This window comes from Variovorax sp. E3 (genome assembly GCF_016082275.1).
Taxonomy (GTDB): Bacteria; Pseudomonadota; Gammaproteobacteria; order Burkholderiales; family Burkholderiaceae_C; genus Variovorax.
Genome location: NZ_MOWM01000011.1, coordinates 90,207 through 106,032, shown reverse-complemented (window position 1 = coordinate 106,032; position 15,826 = coordinate 90,207). Strand labels below are relative to the sequence as shown.

The following is a 15,826-nucleotide window of genomic DNA, read 5'->3' as shown; positions in this document are numbered from 1 at the left end:
CTGATTCCCCTTCCAATTCATAGCGCCGGGCTGAGGCGAGCCCACATTTTCAGTCCGGCCTCTTGGCTCTTTGTCGTTCACGTCAGTGCGTAGTCGCAGGCATGCGGTCATGGCTCGGTAACGGGGCAGCGCCGCTGTTGCCGCCGTAGCTCATTTGTCCGCCGACACCTACCGATCGCCGCGGCCCATGATGGTGACTATGCGGGCCCTACGCGGTACACCCCGCGCCAAGCGCCGGAATTCACGAGACCGCAGACGATGTCGATGACACTTGCGCGCACGACATCTGCTGCTCGATTCAGAGGCACGGCGTCCGACACGCAGATGGCCAACTCGCGCCGCAGACGATGTCTCGCCAGCTGGAGGGCGTCGACCGTCCCCTGCTGAACTTCTTCCGCCACCGCCGCCCACGGCAGCACCGTCAGACCGAGTCCGGCACTCACCAAGCGCACCAGCATGTCGGTTGCGCTGACCTCGCCGACGAGACGGTATCTGAGTCCGAACTGCATGAAAGCCGTGTCGACACGCTGGCGGATCGTACTCGGCGCAGTTGGCAGGACAAGCGGCTGGGCAGCGAGCGCCTTCAAGGTGATCGGCCGCCCGGACGCGACTTCGCCTGCAGGGCGAATGACATACAGATCTTCCATCAGGAGGCGCGTGAGGGCCACTCCGCGGCAAGGCACGGCGTCCACGACGACGGCCACATCGAGCCGTCCCCGCGACACCAGCGTCATCAGTTCGGCGCTCGGACGCTCCACGAACTCGAGCAGGATGCGCTCGTGCGCCGACATGGCTTTCAGCAAGGGCACCGCCAGCATCTTGCCGGTGCTCCCTGGAATGCCGATCGTCACGCGGCCACTCGGATGATCGCTTTCGTCAATGACGGCTGCCTTGGCATCGTCCATCTGCTTGAGCAAGGATCTGGCATGGCGATACAGCACGTCGCCCGCTGAAGTCAGTCGCACGCCCTGGGTGCTTCTGTCGAAGACCCTCGTGCCGAGTTCGGCCTCCAGATTGGCAATCTGCTGAGTCAACGCAGGCTGTGCAATGAAAAGCGACTCGGCGGCGCGGGTCATGTTGCCGAAATCAGCAATCTCGGTGAAGTACTTGAGCTGCTTGAAATCCATCTTCACCCTCTCCATGCATGACGCCGTCGATCTGAATTTCTTATTCGGAGATCGCTATTCCATATTTTTAAATTATTCCATTGAATCCTAGACTGTGGCGCAGGCTCGGAATGAACAACCACCTTGTCCTTCGCTGGCCCCCTGGCGCCCGAGGGGGTCGCCCAGCCATTCTTCCCATCGCTCAACTCAACCAAGGACGAGAACCCGCACATGACCTACGCCGAATCCCAGGGTGCGCGCTTGTATGTCGAGACTGCCGGCTGCGGAACCCCTATTGTTTTCGTGCACGAGTTCGCGGGTGATCTGCGCAACTGGGAACCTCAGGTGCGTTTCTTTGCACGCCGCTACCGCTGCATCACCTTCAACGCCCGTGGCTACCCCCCTTCGGACGTGCCGGAGGATTTGGCGCTGTACAGCCAGGAGCATGCCGTCGAGGACATCGCCAATGTCATGCGCCACTGCGGCGTGGAGCAGGCGCACATCGTCGGGTTGTCCATGGGCGGCTATGCCGCGTTGAACTTTGCTATCGCGCATCCCGCCAAGACGCTCTCCATCGTTGCCGCCGGTGCGGGACACGGCTCCGATGCCGACAAGCGTGATGCGTTTCTCCAGGCCACCGACGCGCTGGCGGACCGCGTGCTTCAGATGGGCATGCAGGATGGAATGCGCGAGTACCTTCACAGCCCCGCCAGGCGGCGCTTCCAGGAAAAAGATCCCCGTGGTTTTGCAGAATTCAATCGCCAGTGCGGCGAGCACTCGGCCACCGGCTCGGCCCTGACGGCGCGCGGGTGCCAGTTGCGTCGCCCTACCCTCTACGCGCTTCAGGACCGTCTCGCTCAATTGAGAGCGCCTACGCTGGTCATCACTGGCGATGACGACGAACTCTGCCTGGAACCCGCCATGTTCCTCAAGCGCACCATCCCCGATGCACGACTATGCGTGATGCCCCGAACGACCCACACGGTGAATCTGGAAGAGCCCGACGCATTCAACCGCGTCGTCGCGGACTTCCTGACTGAGGTCGCTCACACGGGGGCTGAACATGGCGCCCGGGCGCAAGGATGAAAAGGCGCCGGTCAGCGCGGCTGCGATCCTTGTACAGGGTGCGGGCCCAGGAACGGCTCGGCGATGCGGAACGGCGAACGGAAGCTCCCGCGCATCCGCCGTTTGGAAGATTGTGCCGGCCGCGGGAGATGGCCGATCTTGCAGTCTTCCCGGCATGCGCCCGCGCTTCGCACCTGGGCGCAGTCGCGCTCGACGCCGATGGGGGAGGCATGCATGCGATCCCCTGAAGCCCACGCCAAAGCCGCGTGCGCGGCGTCGGTGATGGAGGCGCTGGCCGCCTGCGCCTCGGTTGCCTCCCCCGCCGTCTTCGGTTGCGGAGACCTGAGGTTCAGCTTGCTGACGCTGGAAGGCAGGCCCGCTTTGTGTGTGTGCTTCCACTACGAAGAACGGCAGGGCTCCATCGGGACCCTGGAGGCGAAACAGATCGTTGCCGCTCTCGAGCAAGCACGATCCGATCGATGGGCGGTCGTGTTCCTGATGGAGACGAGCGGCATCCGGGTCACGGATGGCACGGCGGGCATCGCCTCGCTGCGCCGAATCTTGCGCGAAGCGCAAGACGCGCGCATCGACGGCGTCCGCATGCTTGCCGTGGTATCGAAAAGCGCCTTCGGCGGCGCGAGCATGTTGGCGGCCCTGTGCGAGCACAGGCTGATCCAGCCCGGCAGTCTTTTTGCGATGAGCGGCCCCAGGCTCATCACCCAGACCGTGGGACCGCGACGCTTCGATGCAGCCGAACCGGCAAGCGTCCGTGCGCTCATGGGCGGGGACGCCCGCGCGACCACCTCCGATGGATTCCAACTGGTCGAACCGAATCCGGACGCTTGCCGCGAAGCAGTGCTCGACTGGCTCCGCGCGCCGCCTCCAGATCGGGTGAGCCCTGCAACTCTTCGTGCGGCAGGCGTCACGCTGAAGCAACGCCTGCGAGACTGCGAGGCCGTGCTTGCCTCCCCGGACGCGCGCCACCAGTCCTTCGCCAGCCATCACGACGTCCTCCAGGCGCTCTTTCCGGAAGGCCACACACTGCGGGAATCGCATGGCATCGGCATCGCGACCAGCGACGCCCAGCCCGCGCACCGCGCGCTCGTTCTGTCGGCCCCAAGGGGAGTTGACGCGCATCAGGCGCTCGCGCTGGCCGGCGAATTGCTGCACTGCGCTGACGCAACCGCCCTCGCCGGCCATCGAATCAGCGTGCTCGTCGACTCGCCGGGCCATGCATCCACGCCCGAGGACGAACGCCCCGTGCTCTCCGAGTTCCTGGCACATCTGGCGATCACCGTGCGGGTACAGCATCGCCAGGGACGGCGGATCGACGTCATCGTCACGGGCATGGGTGGCGGCGGCATCCAGGGCGCATTGGGCAGCGGCGCCACGTCGGTCGCGATGGCCCGGGGCTCCCGGCTGGTCGTGCTCCCGCCCGCCGCCATGCGAGTCCTCCATAAGGCGCAAGGCGACGAGGAGGGAAACATTGCCGAAGCGCTCGAGACAGCAGCCATCGATTTCCCGTTTCCGGAGCGTTGCGCCACTGCGGGGTCGATCCAATGAGCGACGAAGGCAATTTCTACGACCTCTTCGCGCGCCACGTTCGTGAAGACCCAGGGGCCCCGTGCCTCGAAACTCCCGACGGCGAGGTGTGGACCCGGCGCAGGATGGACGCGCAGTCGGCGCGCTACGCCAACGCCTTGGCACAAGCGGGCTGTACCCCGGGGGACCGCGTAGCAGTTCAGGTGGAAAAATCGCCTCAGGCGCTGGCGCTGTACCTGGCTTGCGTCAGGGCCGGCTACGTGTTCCTCCCCTTGAACACGGCCTACCAGCCCGCCGAGTTGGCGTATCTGATCTCGGACGCTCAACCGCGCGTCTTCATCCACCACGGCGACCGCCCGGAGGTGCTCGAACGACTTGATCCAGGAAAAACACCATCGCGGGTCTTCAGCTTCGACGCGCACGGCGCCGGCTCCCTTGAACGCCTGTTCGCGCCGGGAGGCGACGTCTTCAGGACCGTGCCCTGCCATGGCGACGAAGTAGCCGCCTTGCTGTACACCTCCGGGACCACGGGGCGCCCCAAGGGGGCCATGTTGAGCCATCGCGCAATGTCGCACAGCGCGCTCACGCTCATGGGCCAGTGGCAGTTCAGCCAGGCGGACGTGCTGCTCCATGCGTTGCCGATCTTCCATGGACATGGGCTTTTCATTTCGTCGAACGTGGCCTTGGTGGCCGGGGCGCGGCTGTTGTTCCAACCGAGATTCGATGCTGGTGAAATCGTCGCGGCCCTGCCTCGGGCAACCGTCTTCATGGGCGTTCCCACGTACTACCATCGCCTGCTGGCGGACGATCGGCTCACACCCGCGTCGTGCGACCGCATCCGGCTGTTCACGTCCGGCTCCGCCGCGCTTTCCGCAGAGATCCACAGTGACTTCGAAACCCGCACAGGCCACCGGATCGTCGAGCGCTACGGGGCCACGGAAACGATGATCCTGTGCTCCAACCCGCTCGACGGCGAACGCCGCCCCGGCTCTGTCGGCCTGCCATTGCCTGGCGTGGAGCTGCGGATTGCGGACGCTGAAGATCAGTCATTGCCAACCGGGACCATCGGCATGATCCAGGTACGCGGCCCCGGCCTGTTCAACGGCTACTGGGCCCTGCCGGAGCAGACGCGACAGGAGTTCAGCGCCGATGGCTACTTCCGCACGGGCGACCTTGGCTGTTTCGCAGCGGACGGCTACGTCGCAATCACCGGACGCGCCAAGGACCTGATCATCAGTGGAGGCTACAACGTCTACCCGGCTGAAGTCGAGACGGCGATCGACGAAGTCGGCAATGTCCTGGAATCGGCCGTCGTTGCGATGTCGCACCCGGATTTCGGGGAAGCAGTCGTTGCCTTTGTCGTACCTGTCGATCCGGCAACCCCGCCGACGCCCATCCAGATCATTCAATGGTGCAAGGCCAGGCTGGCGAACTACAAAGTACCGAAACAGGTACACATCGTGGGAAAGCTGCCACGCAACACGATGGGCAAGATTCTCAAAGCACAGTTGCGAGCATGGCTGACAGAGCCGGGTCCAGCCCTGCAGCAATCGGAGCGCCCCGAAACAAGGGCGCCCGAATGAGCGCGTTCTCGTCGGCGAACACATGCCGCGCACATGCGACACCCGCTTGCGCACAAACCGCATCGACAGGAAGAAACGAATCGAAGCCTCAATAAGAGATTGCGATTGCTCGATCGGCATTCCATATTTTCCCGTTATCGCAAATACCCATACATTGGCGCCGTCTGGAAGACGCTGGGTCGAGCCGACCTCTGTGCACCCTCCCCCGTTACCTCCACATCTCACTCTTTTCCTGATGTCACACCCATGAGCGTTCTGAGCAGTCTTTTCGATCCCGAACGCGATGTGGCGCTGGTCACCGGTGCGGGCAATGGCATCGGCCGCGCCATCGCGCAAGGGCTCGTCGCGGAAGGCGTGCGCACCGTGTTTGCGGATGTTCACCCGGAAGCGGTCAGGGCCGCGGTCGCTGCATCGGCCCGCCCAGACTTGGCGGTCCCCTGGGCCGGCGACCTGGCGATCCGCGATGCGCGCGATGCGCTGCTGGCACATGCCCAATCCACGGTGGGCCGGGTTTCGCATTTCGTGCACAGCGCGTCGCCGAAGCGGCATGAAGCGGACCACGCACTGGCGGTGAGGCCAGAGACATGGGAACAGATGCGCGCGGTCAATGTCGACGCAGGCTTCCATCTGGCCCGCGACCTTGCACGCCAACTCATCGCGGCCCGTGCGCCAGGCTCCTTCCTGATGCTGACATCCCTGCATGCCGCCACGCCACGCAACCTGCCGCACTACAGCTCGTCCAAAGCGGCGCTGTCGATGCTGGTGATGGAACTGGCCAAGACCTTCGGCCGCTTCGGCATCCGTGTCAACGCATTGGTCCCAGGGGCCATTGCCGCCGGCGGATTCGTGGCCGATCCTGCATTGGCACGGCACATCCCCCTGGGCCGTCTGGGAAGCGCGGAGGACCTCGTACCAATGGCACTGGCCGTGCTGTCGAGCCGCACCGCGGCCTATGTCACAGGCTCCGAGATCGTCGTCGACGGTGGGCTTTCGCTGACCAACTGGTTCGATGCTCCGTCACTCCAGGAGCCATAGCCCGGCTTCCATTCCAGGAATCACTCCATGAAGAACGAAACCAGCAATCCCAAGACCGTCATTTCCACTGTCGCGGCCTCCGCCCTGATCGACAACCCGGCAGGGGCCTACAGAGTCCTGCCGGCCGGCGCGGCGTACTGCACAGGCATCCTGCCGTACGAAGGCTTCGAGGTTGTTCGTGTGCAGCTCGCACCCTGGTTGCCGCTGGAGCAGGCCTATGCATTCATCGAGGCGCATCTGGCCAGCGTCGGCCGGCCGGTCCAGGCATTCTGCGGAATCGAGATGCGCCAGCCCGCCCCGTTGACGATGGACAATTGGTCCAGCTTCAATGGCCCCTACCTTCAGCGCTTGCACCAATGGGGGCTGATGCACGGCGACTTCAGCGGCGTGTGCCGGTCAAACATCGCGCTCGCCATACAGCCGCCATCAACCGCTTCGGTTTGCGCATTCAGCTATACGAGGCCCGCATCGTCACCGGGCGTGAGTTTCTGTCTTTCCGGCACCGCCGACATCGACCCTCAAGGCAGAGTCATCGCCGAGGGCGAAACGAGTCCTGCCGCGATGCATCGGCGCGCCCGCTACACCATCGACGTGATCGCATCAAGCCTCGCCAAGCTGGGACTGTCGTGGCACAGCGCGAATCAGCTCGCAATCTTCCATGTCCACGAGATTCCCGACCTGTGGGGGCCGGCACTTCTTGGCGAGGTGGGGCAGACCCTGCGCCAGGGCGTGCTCGTCTATCGCGCTCGGCCGCCGATCGCGGGCGGCGAGGTGGAGCTCGAAGCCCGCGGCGCCCGTCAGGACCATATCGTGGCGACCGTGTAAATGCCGCGCCGGTCTTCCTTCTCGACAGCGGACAGCAGGCGCTTCGGCGCTGGCGCCGCCGGCACCGCATCGGCGCGCAGCCGCCGGACGTAGGCGATTCGAGATGGATCTGCGGCAACTTCGCTACTTCCTGCTGGTCGCGGAGGCTGGAGGATTCACGCGCGCCGCGGAACGCGCTCACGTGGCGCAGCCCGCCCTGTCGTCCCATGTGGCACGGCTGGAGGATGAACTGGGCGTCCGGCTGTTTGCGCGAACTTCCAAAGGCGTGGAACTGACGCCCGCCGGAAAGGCACTGTCCGAACACGGGCACGAGCTGTTCAGAAGTGTGGAGCTGGCCAAGGACGCGGCCCGCCATGCCGGCGAAGATGTACAGGGGAATGTGGCCCTGGGCCTGCCCTGCACCATCTCCATGGTGCTCACCCTGCCGTTGGTGACCCAGGTCCGCCGCAACTGGCCGCGGGTGGCTCTGCGCCTCGTGGAAGCTCATTCGGGCTGGCTGCTCGAATGGCTGCTGGACGGCCGCCTCGACGCCGCAGTCCTTTTTGATGCACCGGCCCGCAAGGGGCTCAAGACCGTACCGCTTCTGGACGAGGACCTGTTTCTGGTCAGCCCCATCCGTGCGGCGGGTGAGCGCGACGGCGACACCGCCACCATGGACGAGGTCGCGTCGCTGCCTCTTCTGCTTCCGGCGCGCGGCCACGGCCTGAGGACCGTGATCGAGCGCGCGGCGCAAGCCGCCGATCTGCAGTTGAACGTCGAGGTGGAAATAGATGCCCTGGCAAACATCAAGAAGGCAGTTGCCGCGGGACTGGGTCACACCATCCTGTCCCACGCCGCCATCGCGGGCGAGCTCCAGAGGCAGGAGGTCAGGGTCCGCCGCATCGTCGACCCCGTCGTCATGCGCACCGCCGTTCTTGCCTTTCGAAACGAGCGCGCGCCATCGTTTGCCCGCGACAAGGTGCTGGAGGCGATGCGCCTGCAAGTCACCGAGCTGGTCCAGTCGGGCAGCTGGCCGGCGCGGCTGCACGTGTGATTTCAGCGCGAGCGTGTCACTTCGCTGCGTTCGACGCCTGCACGAAGCTTGCGGCAGCGACCTGAGCCGCCTTGCGCACATGTGCGGCGCAAAGGCTCCGTGCGCGCCGTGTATCCCTTGCTTCCAGGGCATCGACGATCTCACGCAGTTCGGCCAATGTCTGCGGCAAGCGACCGGGCTGGCTCAGTGATCTGCGCCGCAGGAGGGTCACCCTGTTGTTGAGCTGGGTCAGCATCTGCCCCACGATACTGTTGCCGCAACCCTCCAACAGAATCGAATAGAAGCGATTCTTGGCCTCCAGCAATTTCTCGGTGGACACGGGCTGGCCGATCGCCTCCAGCGCATCAAGGGTCTCGCGCAGGCGCTGCATCTGCTGCGCGGTCGCATGTCGGGCAAAGCCCTCGCCCGCCAACGCCTCGAGCGATTCGCGCACGCGATAGATGTCACGCGCCTCCTGCGCGGAAAGGCTCGCAACGGAGGGGCCTCGGTGCGGCACGATCTGGATGAGCCCCTCCGCCTGCAGATGCTGAAGGGCTTCGCGCAACAGCGTCCTGCTGATGTCCAGCGACTCGCACAGCTCGCGCTCGACCAGCTTCGCACCTGGAGGGAAACGCCCGCTCAGGATCGCCTGCCGAAGACGATCCGAGACTTGGGAGCGCAGAGAACTCGACTCGCGCGAAATGGAGAGCACGTCGTCATTCATGGGCCTCGCCTCTCTGGAAAACGCATCGCAGCGAGTATGCCAAAGCCGCATCCCGCCATCCATAACAAAACTGATTGTACGACAATCGTAAATCTGTATTGGACCACCCACGAGGTCCGGCCATAGAGTCTCCGCAAAGGCACACGAAGGTGCCGGACAAATGCAGTTCACAGCTGCGCAAAAGGAGACACAGTGAGACATATCAAGCTATTGCGCGCCATCGGCGCGTTGGTTTGCGGCGCGGCCCTTTCCGTGCACGCACAAACACCGAAGCCCGCCGAACTCAAGATCGGCATCACCACGTTCCTTTCAGGATCGGCCGCGGTGTTCGGCGTTCCCGCCAAGGCGGCGGCGGAACAATGGATCGAAGAGTTCAACGCCGCCGGCGGAATCAACGGCACCAAGCTCGCGCCCGTCTATATCGACGAGGGACTGGGCGGCGACAAACTTCTGTCCGAGTATCGGCGCCTCGTGCAAGACCAGGGCATCAAGGTCATGCTTGCTTCGATCTCCAGCGGGAACTGCAACATCGTTGCTCCGGTCGCGGAGGATCTCAAGGTGCTCAACATCATGTGGGATTGCAGTACTCAGAAGATCCTGGAAGAGCACCGCTACAAGTACGTCTTTCGCACGACGTCGCAGTCGGCACAGCAGATCATCGCGGCGACGATCCACCTGTTGCGCACCAAGCCGGACTTCAAGACGGTCGCCATCGTGAACCCCGACTACGCCTCGGGCCGTGACGCATGGGAGCTGTTTCGCGGCGCGCTCACGGCCCTCAAGCCGGACGTGAAGTTCGTGGCGGAGATTTTCCCGAAACTGGGCGCATCGGACTACTCGACCGAGATCACCCGTTTGGCGGCGATCAAGCCGGACATCGTGTTCTCGAACATGTGGGGTGGCGATGCGGCCACCTTCGTCCGCCAGGCCTCCCAGCGCGGCCTGTTCAAGAACAGCCAGTTCGTCATGCCGCTGCTGGAGAGCTCGCTGCAGCTTCTGGGCAACACGGTGCCAGACGGGGTGCTGGTCGGCATGCAGGGTGACGTCTACTTTGCCGACCCGGAGTTCCAGAACGACCCGAAGGTCAAGGCGTTCGTCGAGAAGTTCCGCGCGAAGACCGGTGCCTATCCGATCTACCCCGTCGGCCACATCACGCAAGCACTGCAGGCCATGGTGGATGCCCATGTCAAGGCGATGAAGGACAACGGCGGGCAGTGGCCGAACACGGAGCAGGTTGCCAGCGCCATGCGCAGCCTGGAATACCGGTCGCTGTCGCGCCCGATCCGCATGCGTGAGGACGGGCAGGCCCTGCAGGGATCGCTGCTTGGCGTCACGAAGATGACGCCCCTGCACCCATTCCCCGTGATCGACCAACTCACCTACATCCCGGCCGAGATGGTCACGGCGCCCGCGGGGCAGAAGTCCACCGACTGGGTCAAAACCCTCAAGCCCGAGCTGCTGAAGTCCCCGCAAATCAAGACAATCGGCGCGCGCTAGTCAAGGACCGTCGGCAATGAAGAACTCCATTCATCATTTCGCACGAAAGCTGACGTTGGCGGCCCTGGCGATCAGCACCGCCGCGACAGGCGCATACGCACAGACCGCGAAGCCGGCCGAATTGCACATCGGCATCGCCACCTTCATGTCGGGCGCCGGCGCGGTTCAGGGCATACCCGCGAAAGCGGGTGCGCAAGTCTGGATCGACCAGGTCAATGCGGTTGGCGGCATCGACGGCGCCAAGCTGGTGCCCCATTTTCTCGACGAAGGCCTCGGAACCGAGAAGCTGCTGACCGAGTACCGGCGTCTTGTTCAGGAGCAGGGGGTGAAGGTCATGTTCGCGGCCATCTCCAGCGGCACCTGCAATACGGTGGCGCCCGTGGCCGAAGATCTGAAGGTCCTCAACGTCATGTGGAACTGCGGCACGGAGAAGCTGCTCGAGGACAGGCAGTACAAATACGTGTTCCGCACCGTCTCCAACGCCGAGATGGAAATGGTCTCGGCAGCCATCCATCTGCTGCGGGTGCGCCCCAACGTCAAGACGGTCGCCGTGGTCAACCAGGACTACTCCTGGGGGCGTGACTCCTGGGAGATGTTCCGCAAGGCGCTACTGACGCTCAAGCCTGACGTGAAGATCGTGGCCGAGCTGTTCCCCAAGCTGGGGGCTCCAGACTACTCCACCGAAATCACGCGCCTGCAAGCCCTCAAGCCCGAGGTCGTCTTTTCCTCGGCCTGGGGCGGCGACCTCGACACCCTCATCCGCCAAAGCACGCAGCGAGGCTTGCACAAGACATCGCAATGGCTGCTGAGCATCGGCGAGGGGTCGATCGAGCGGCTCGGGAAATCGATGCCGCAGGGCGTGATGGTCGGCATGCGTGGCGACGCCTACTTCGCCGATCCCGAGTTCGCGTCGGACCCCAGGCACAAAGCCTTCGTCGGTACCTTCCGCGCCAAGACAGGCAGCTACCCGATCTTCGCCGTCTCCCAGCTCGTCGCGGGCCTGCAGGCCTGGGCCGACGCACATGCCGCGGCGCGCAAGTCCGGCAAGGGCCAATGGCCCAGCACGGAACAGGTGGCACAGGCCATGCGCGGGCTGCAGTTCCAGGGACTCTCGCGCCCGATACGCATCCGCGAGGACGGCCAGGCGATGCAGGGCCAACTGATGGGCATCACCCGAACTGTGCCGGACTACCCCTTCCCGATCGTGGACCAGCTGATCTACGTGCCTGCCGAACTCGTTGCCACACCCGTCGGCCGCAAGAGTTCGGAGTGGATCGGAACGCTCGACCCGGCCATCGTGCGCAGCGATCGCATCCGCGCCATCACCGCTCCACGCTGAGACCGCTTCGCATGACACTCGATCTTTTCCTGCTGGCGCTGGCGGACGGCATCTCCTACGCCGGCCTCCTGTTCCTCGTCTCATTGGGTCTGACGCTCATCTTCGGTGTGATGGGCATCGTCAACGTCGCTCACGGCGCTCTGTACGCCTTCGGCGGCTACACGGCGGCGACCATCACCGCGCTGCTGATCAAGGCCGACGCCGGAACCGTCGTCCTGCTGGCCGGACTTCTGTGCGCGGCACTGGTCGTGGGCGTGATCCTCGGATCGGGCCTGGAAGCCGGGCTGCTGCGCCGCGTCCAGGACAAGGACCCGATCCTGCAACTCCTCGTGACCTTCGCGGCCTTCATGGTGCTCGAGGATGTCCAGCGACTGATCTGGGGAACGGAGCCCTATACGGCGAGTGACATCGTCTCCAGGCTCGGGACACTGGACCTCTTCGACGTGACCTACACGCGGTACCAACTGATCCTGGTTCCGGCGGTGGCCCTTTCGATCTACCTTGGCCTGCTGTACTTCCTGCGACGCACGCCGCTGGGACGCCAGCTCGTGGTGGTCACTCACAACCGGGAAGTGGCAACGGCTCTGGGCATCAACGCGAAGCGGATCGGTCTGTTGACCTTCGTCCTCGGAGGAGTCCTGGGCGCGCTGGGCGGAGCCCTGGCGGCGCCGACCACGTCGCTCGTGCCCGGCGCGGGGACCGACATGATCGTTCTCTCGTTCGCCGTCGTGGCCACCGCGGGACTGGGGCAGATCACCGGCGCACTGATTGCCGCCGTCCTGATCGGCCTGGCCCGTGCCATGGCCGTCTACACCCTGCCAGAGCTCGAGGTGGCCGTTCCCTACCTGATCATGGTGGCGGTACTCCTGGTCCGCCCGAATGGCCTGTTCACGGTCGCCCAGGCCCGGAGGATCTGATGCTGATTCGGTTTCTTGTTTTCGTTGGTTCCGCCCTGGTACTGCTGTTGGGTCTGCTGGCTCCCTGGACCAAGACCCCTGCCATCGTCTCGCTCAGTTTCGGTCTGGCGGCCCTGGGCGTCTCCGTCCTGATGCGCGCAGGGCAGATCTCGTTCGGACACGCTCTGTATGCCTGCGTTTCAGGCTACGCCGTCGCGTTCCTGGCGCGCGCCTGGCCGCAACTCGATGCGCTCACGCTGATCGTTGCGGGAACGTTCGCAAGCCTGTGCGTGGGCGCCATCGTCGGCCTGTTCGTGGTGCGCTACCGCGGCATCTTTTTCGGCATGCTCAATCTTGCCGTGTGCATGGTGCTGTACTCGCTCATCGGCAAGCTCTACACCTGGACGGGAGGCACCGACGGACTGCGCATCGTCCGACCGCACCTGTTGGGCATCGAGCTGGACCGGGGCCATTTCGAGACCGCCCTACTGGTCATTTCGTTGCTGCTCTCCATCGGCCTGGGATGGCTGGTCCAGCGCTACTTCCGCTCCGCGAGTGGCGAAGCCATGGCCGGGCTGAAGACGAACGAAACACGGCTGGAATACCTCGGCCTTTCCGCTCGGCGGATCCTGTGGCAAGGCTACATGCTGTCCGTGGCTCTGGTGGGATTGTCCGGCGCGCTCTTCGCACTGATTCAGGGACTGGTGACTCCCGACATGGGTTCCTGGCTGCGCTCGGGCGAGTATGTGTTCATCGCCATTCTGGGCGGCGCCGGCCATGCATTCGGCGCGTTCGTCGGCGCCCTTGTCTTCGAGCTCGTCAAGCTGTTCGCCGGTGCCTACTTGACCGGCGTCTGGCAGATGCTGCTCGGCGGCACCTTGATCGCAGTGATTCTCGCCGCACCCGAAGGCATCGTCGGGCTCATGTGGCGCCGTTCCACGACGCGGGTCCAACCTGCAAACAAGGAGTCAAGATGGAACCGCTGGTTCGCACGCAAGGCCTGACGCTGCATTTCGGTGGCGTCGTCGCCGCAGACAAGATCGACTTCGAGTTGCATGCGGGCGAGCGCCTCGCGGTGATCGGACAGAACGGGGCTGGAAAGACCACCTTCGTCAACATCTGCACGGGCTTCCTGAAGCCCAGCAGCGGCCGCGTCTTCTTCGATGGTCGCGACATCACGCACTTGCCTGCGCGCGTGATCGTCCATCGAGGCCTGGCGCGCTCCTTCCAGCTGCCTCAGCTCTTCCTGGAACACACCGTACGGCAGTGCCTCGAGATCGCCGCGGCGGCCCGGATGCGTCAGCTCGGCGTCTTCCGCGCGCTTTCCGATTCGGTCGACAAGCACGAGATCGATCACACGTTGGAACTTGTCGGACTTCGCGACCGCGCGAGTCTGCCGGCGTCCTCGCTTCCGGAAGGACACAGGAAGCTGCTCGACGTCGCCATGGCGCTGATGCTGAACCCGAAGCTGCTGATCATGGATGAGCCCACCAGCGGCGTGGCTTCGGAAGACAAGCACACCCTCATGGCCACGTTGATGGGCGCGCTCGAGGAGCGCCGTGTCACCTGCTGGTTCGTCGAGCACGACATCGACATCGTCAACCGCTACGCCACGCGTGTCGCTGCCTGGATTGCAGGCCGCGTCGCCGCGGACGGCCCTCCGGCCGAAGTGCTGCGCAACGAGCAGGTCCGACGTGAAATTCTGGGGAGCGCGTGATGCTGAAACTGGAACACGTGAGTGTGGAGCTGGCTGGCACCAGCGTCCTGCGGTCCGTGAGCGCCGAGTTGCAGGCCGCGACCACCGTGGCGGTGGTCGGGCGCAATGGCGCCGGCAAGACCACCATGCTGCGCACGATCATGGGTCTGTTGGGCGCGAAGGCGGGCTCGATCAGCCTGGACGGCCATGAGCTTGTGGGCCTTGCGGGCCATCGCCGCGCCGCCCTGGGCATCGGCTACGCACCGGAGGACCGTGTCATTTTTCCGACTCTGTCCGTGCTTGAGAACCTGCGCATGCCGTGCGAAGTGCTCCGCCTCGGCGAAGCGGAGATCCGGTTGCGACTCGACTCTGTCTTCCAAGTGGTTCCACAGCTCAAGGAACTGTGCAATCGCTCCGGCGCCGCGCTCTCGGGGGGCCAGGGAAAGATGGTGGCCCTGGGGCGGGCCCTGATGGTCGGCACCCGTGTCGTCTTGCTTGACGAGCCCTTCCAGGGCCTGGCGCCGGTTTTGGCGCTGCAGTACGCCGAAGCCCTGGGGCGATTGCGCCAGCTGCGGCCCGACCTGTGCGTCGTCGTGACCGAGTCGAACGCCAGCTTGCTGGGCGACATCCCCGACCAGACGCTGACGCTGGAGCGCGGCGCCCTGCAGCCCAATGCCGCAGCCTGCGTGGGCTGAACACCTATTCCCATTCCCCCTATCCGTGAAGGAGAGAGCCATCCCATGAGCCAATTGAACAACAAGATCGCCATCGTGACCGGCGCCGCCAGCGGCTTCGGCGAAGGCATCGCCCACGCCTACGTCGCCCAGGGAGCCAAGGTCGTGGTGGCGGACATCAACGGCGACGGCGCCCGCAGGGTCGCGGACGCATTGGGCGCCAGCGCGACCGCCTTCGCGTGCGACGTCTCGGCGCGCCAGGATGTCGACGCGATGGTCCAGCATTGTGTGAACACCTTCGGGGTCCCGGACATCGTCGTCAACAACGCAGGAATGACGCACGACAACCAGCCGATGCTGCAGGTCGACGAAGCGACGTTCGACCGCGTGTTCGCGATCAACGTGAAGTCAATCTACTACATGACGAACGCCGTGCTGCCCGTGCTGCGGGCGCGTGGCACCGGCGGCGTGATTCTCAACGTGGGCTCCACAGCGGGCATTCGCCCGCGCCCCGGCCTCACTTGGTACAACGCCTCGAAGGGCGCGGTCAATCTGCTGTCGAAAGCCATGGCCGTCGAACTGGGCCCCGAAAAGATCCGTGTCAATGCGATCTGCCCGGTGATGGGACTGACGGCCATGTTCGAGCAGTTCCTCGGCATGCCCGACACCCCTGAGAACCGCGCGAAATTCCTGACCACGATCCCGCTCGGGCGTTCTCGGAACCCAGGGACGTCGCGGCCGCGGCGGTTTTCCTCGCCAGCGATAGCGCTGAATTCTTCACCGGCCTCGAGTTCCCCGTGGACGGCGGCCGAACCATTTGATCAATCCACTT

The 15,826-nt window shown here is 64.6% G+C and carries 14 protein-coding genes and 1 pseudogene; 13 read left to right on the top strand and 2 right to left on the bottom strand.

Annotation, left to right across the window (positions count from 1 at the left end; translation table 11 throughout):
• Positions 1–197: 197 nt before the first annotated feature.
• A complete protein-coding gene (locus BMG07_RS06875) occupies positions 198–1,127 on the bottom strand; it encodes a LysR substrate-binding domain-containing protein (protein ID WP_198083926.1) in 930 nt (309 codons plus the stop codon).
• A 210-nt stretch (positions 1,128–1,337) separates the two neighbouring features.
• Here BMG07_RS06875 and BMG07_RS06870 point away from each other — a divergent pair, with 210 nt between their 5' ends.
• The 6 genes from BMG07_RS06870 to BMG07_RS06845 all read left to right on the top strand — a co-directional run bounded on the left by BMG07_RS06870 (position 1,338) and on the right by BMG07_RS06845 (position 8,189).
• The gene (locus BMG07_RS06870) at positions 1,338–2,192 is read left to right on the top strand and encodes an alpha/beta fold hydrolase (RefSeq protein ID WP_198083925.1); all 855 of its coding nucleotides are present in this window, start codon (positions 1,338–1,340) and stop codon (positions 2,190–2,192) included.
• A 213-nt stretch (positions 2,193–2,405) separates the two neighbouring features.
• Entirely contained in the window at positions 2,406–3,734 is a 1,329-nt protein-coding gene (locus tag BMG07_RS06865; RefSeq protein ID WP_198083924.1) for a carboxyl transferase domain-containing protein, read from the top strand.
• Complete coding sequence (locus tag BMG07_RS06860) at positions 3,731–5,296, top strand: AMP-binding protein (RefSeq protein ID WP_198083923.1); 1,566 nt, start codon at positions 3,731–3,733, stop codon at positions 5,294–5,296. The genes BMG07_RS06865 and BMG07_RS06860 overlap by 4 nt, the downstream gene beginning before the upstream one ends.
• 246 nt (positions 5,297–5,542) lie before the next feature.
• Positions 5,543–6,331 (top strand): SDR family NAD(P)-dependent oxidoreductase, encoded by a 789-nt coding sequence (locus BMG07_RS06855; protein ID WP_198083922.1) that lies wholly within the window; start codon positions 5,543–5,545, stop codon positions 6,329–6,331.
• 27 nt (positions 6,332–6,358) lie between these two features.
• Positions 6,359–7,156 carry a hypothetical protein gene (locus tag BMG07_RS06850; protein ID WP_198083921.1) on the top strand — a complete coding sequence of 266 codons (798 nt, stop codon included), beginning with the start codon at positions 6,359–6,361 and terminating at the stop codon, positions 7,154–7,156.
• 103 nt (positions 7,157–7,259) lie between these two features.
• Entirely contained in the window at positions 7,260–8,189 is a 930-nt protein-coding gene (locus tag BMG07_RS06845) for a LysR substrate-binding domain-containing protein (protein WP_198083920.1), read from the top strand.
• Positions 8,190–8,205: 16 nt separating this feature from the next.
• Here BMG07_RS06845 and BMG07_RS06840 read toward each other — a convergent pair whose 3' ends face one another.
• On the bottom strand, positions 8,206–8,892 hold the full coding sequence (locus BMG07_RS06840; RefSeq protein WP_198083919.1) for a GntR family transcriptional regulator: 687 nt from the start codon (positions 8,890–8,892) through the stop codon (positions 8,206–8,208).
• A gap of 192 nt (positions 8,893–9,084) precedes the next feature.
• Between BMG07_RS06840 and BMG07_RS06835 the strand changes: the two genes are divergently transcribed.
• From BMG07_RS06835 to BMG07_RS06805, 7 genes and pseudogenes are all read left to right on the top strand, one after another.
• On the top strand, positions 9,085–10,389 hold the full coding sequence (locus tag BMG07_RS06835; protein WP_307866887.1) for an ABC transporter substrate-binding protein: 1,305 nt from the start codon (positions 9,085–9,087) through the stop codon (positions 10,387–10,389).
• A gap of 16 nt (positions 10,390–10,405) precedes the next feature.
• Positions 10,406–11,728 carry an ABC transporter substrate-binding protein gene (locus BMG07_RS06830; RefSeq protein ID WP_198083918.1) on the top strand — a complete coding sequence of 441 codons (1,323 nt, stop codon included), beginning with the start codon at positions 10,406–10,408 and terminating at the stop codon, positions 11,726–11,728.
• Between the two features lie 11 nt (positions 11,729–11,739).
• Positions 11,740–12,645, top strand: coding sequence for a branched-chain amino acid ABC transporter permease (locus BMG07_RS06825; RefSeq protein WP_198083917.1), 906 nt, complete (start codon positions 11,740–11,742; stop codon positions 12,643–12,645).
• Positions 12,645–13,628, top strand: a complete 984-nt coding sequence (locus BMG07_RS06820; protein WP_198083916.1) for a branched-chain amino acid ABC transporter permease — start codon at positions 12,645–12,647, stop codon at positions 13,626–13,628. The genes BMG07_RS06825 and BMG07_RS06820 overlap by 1 nt, the downstream gene beginning before the upstream one ends.
• A complete protein-coding gene (locus tag BMG07_RS06815; protein WP_198083915.1) occupies positions 13,598–14,341 on the top strand; it encodes an ABC transporter ATP-binding protein in 744 nt (247 codons plus the stop codon). The genes BMG07_RS06820 and BMG07_RS06815 overlap by 31 nt, the downstream gene beginning before the upstream one ends.
• Positions 14,341–15,015: an ABC transporter ATP-binding protein gene (locus BMG07_RS06810; protein ID WP_198083914.1), complete on the top strand. Its 675-nt coding sequence runs from the start codon at positions 14,341–14,343 to the stop codon at positions 15,013–15,015. The genes BMG07_RS06815 and BMG07_RS06810 overlap by 1 nt, the downstream gene beginning before the upstream one ends.
• Before the next feature lie 45 nt (positions 15,016–15,060).
• Positions 15,061–15,815: pseudogene (locus BMG07_RS06805) on the top strand (glucose 1-dehydrogenase).
• The last annotated feature ends 11 nt before the right edge of the window (positions 15,816–15,826 follow it).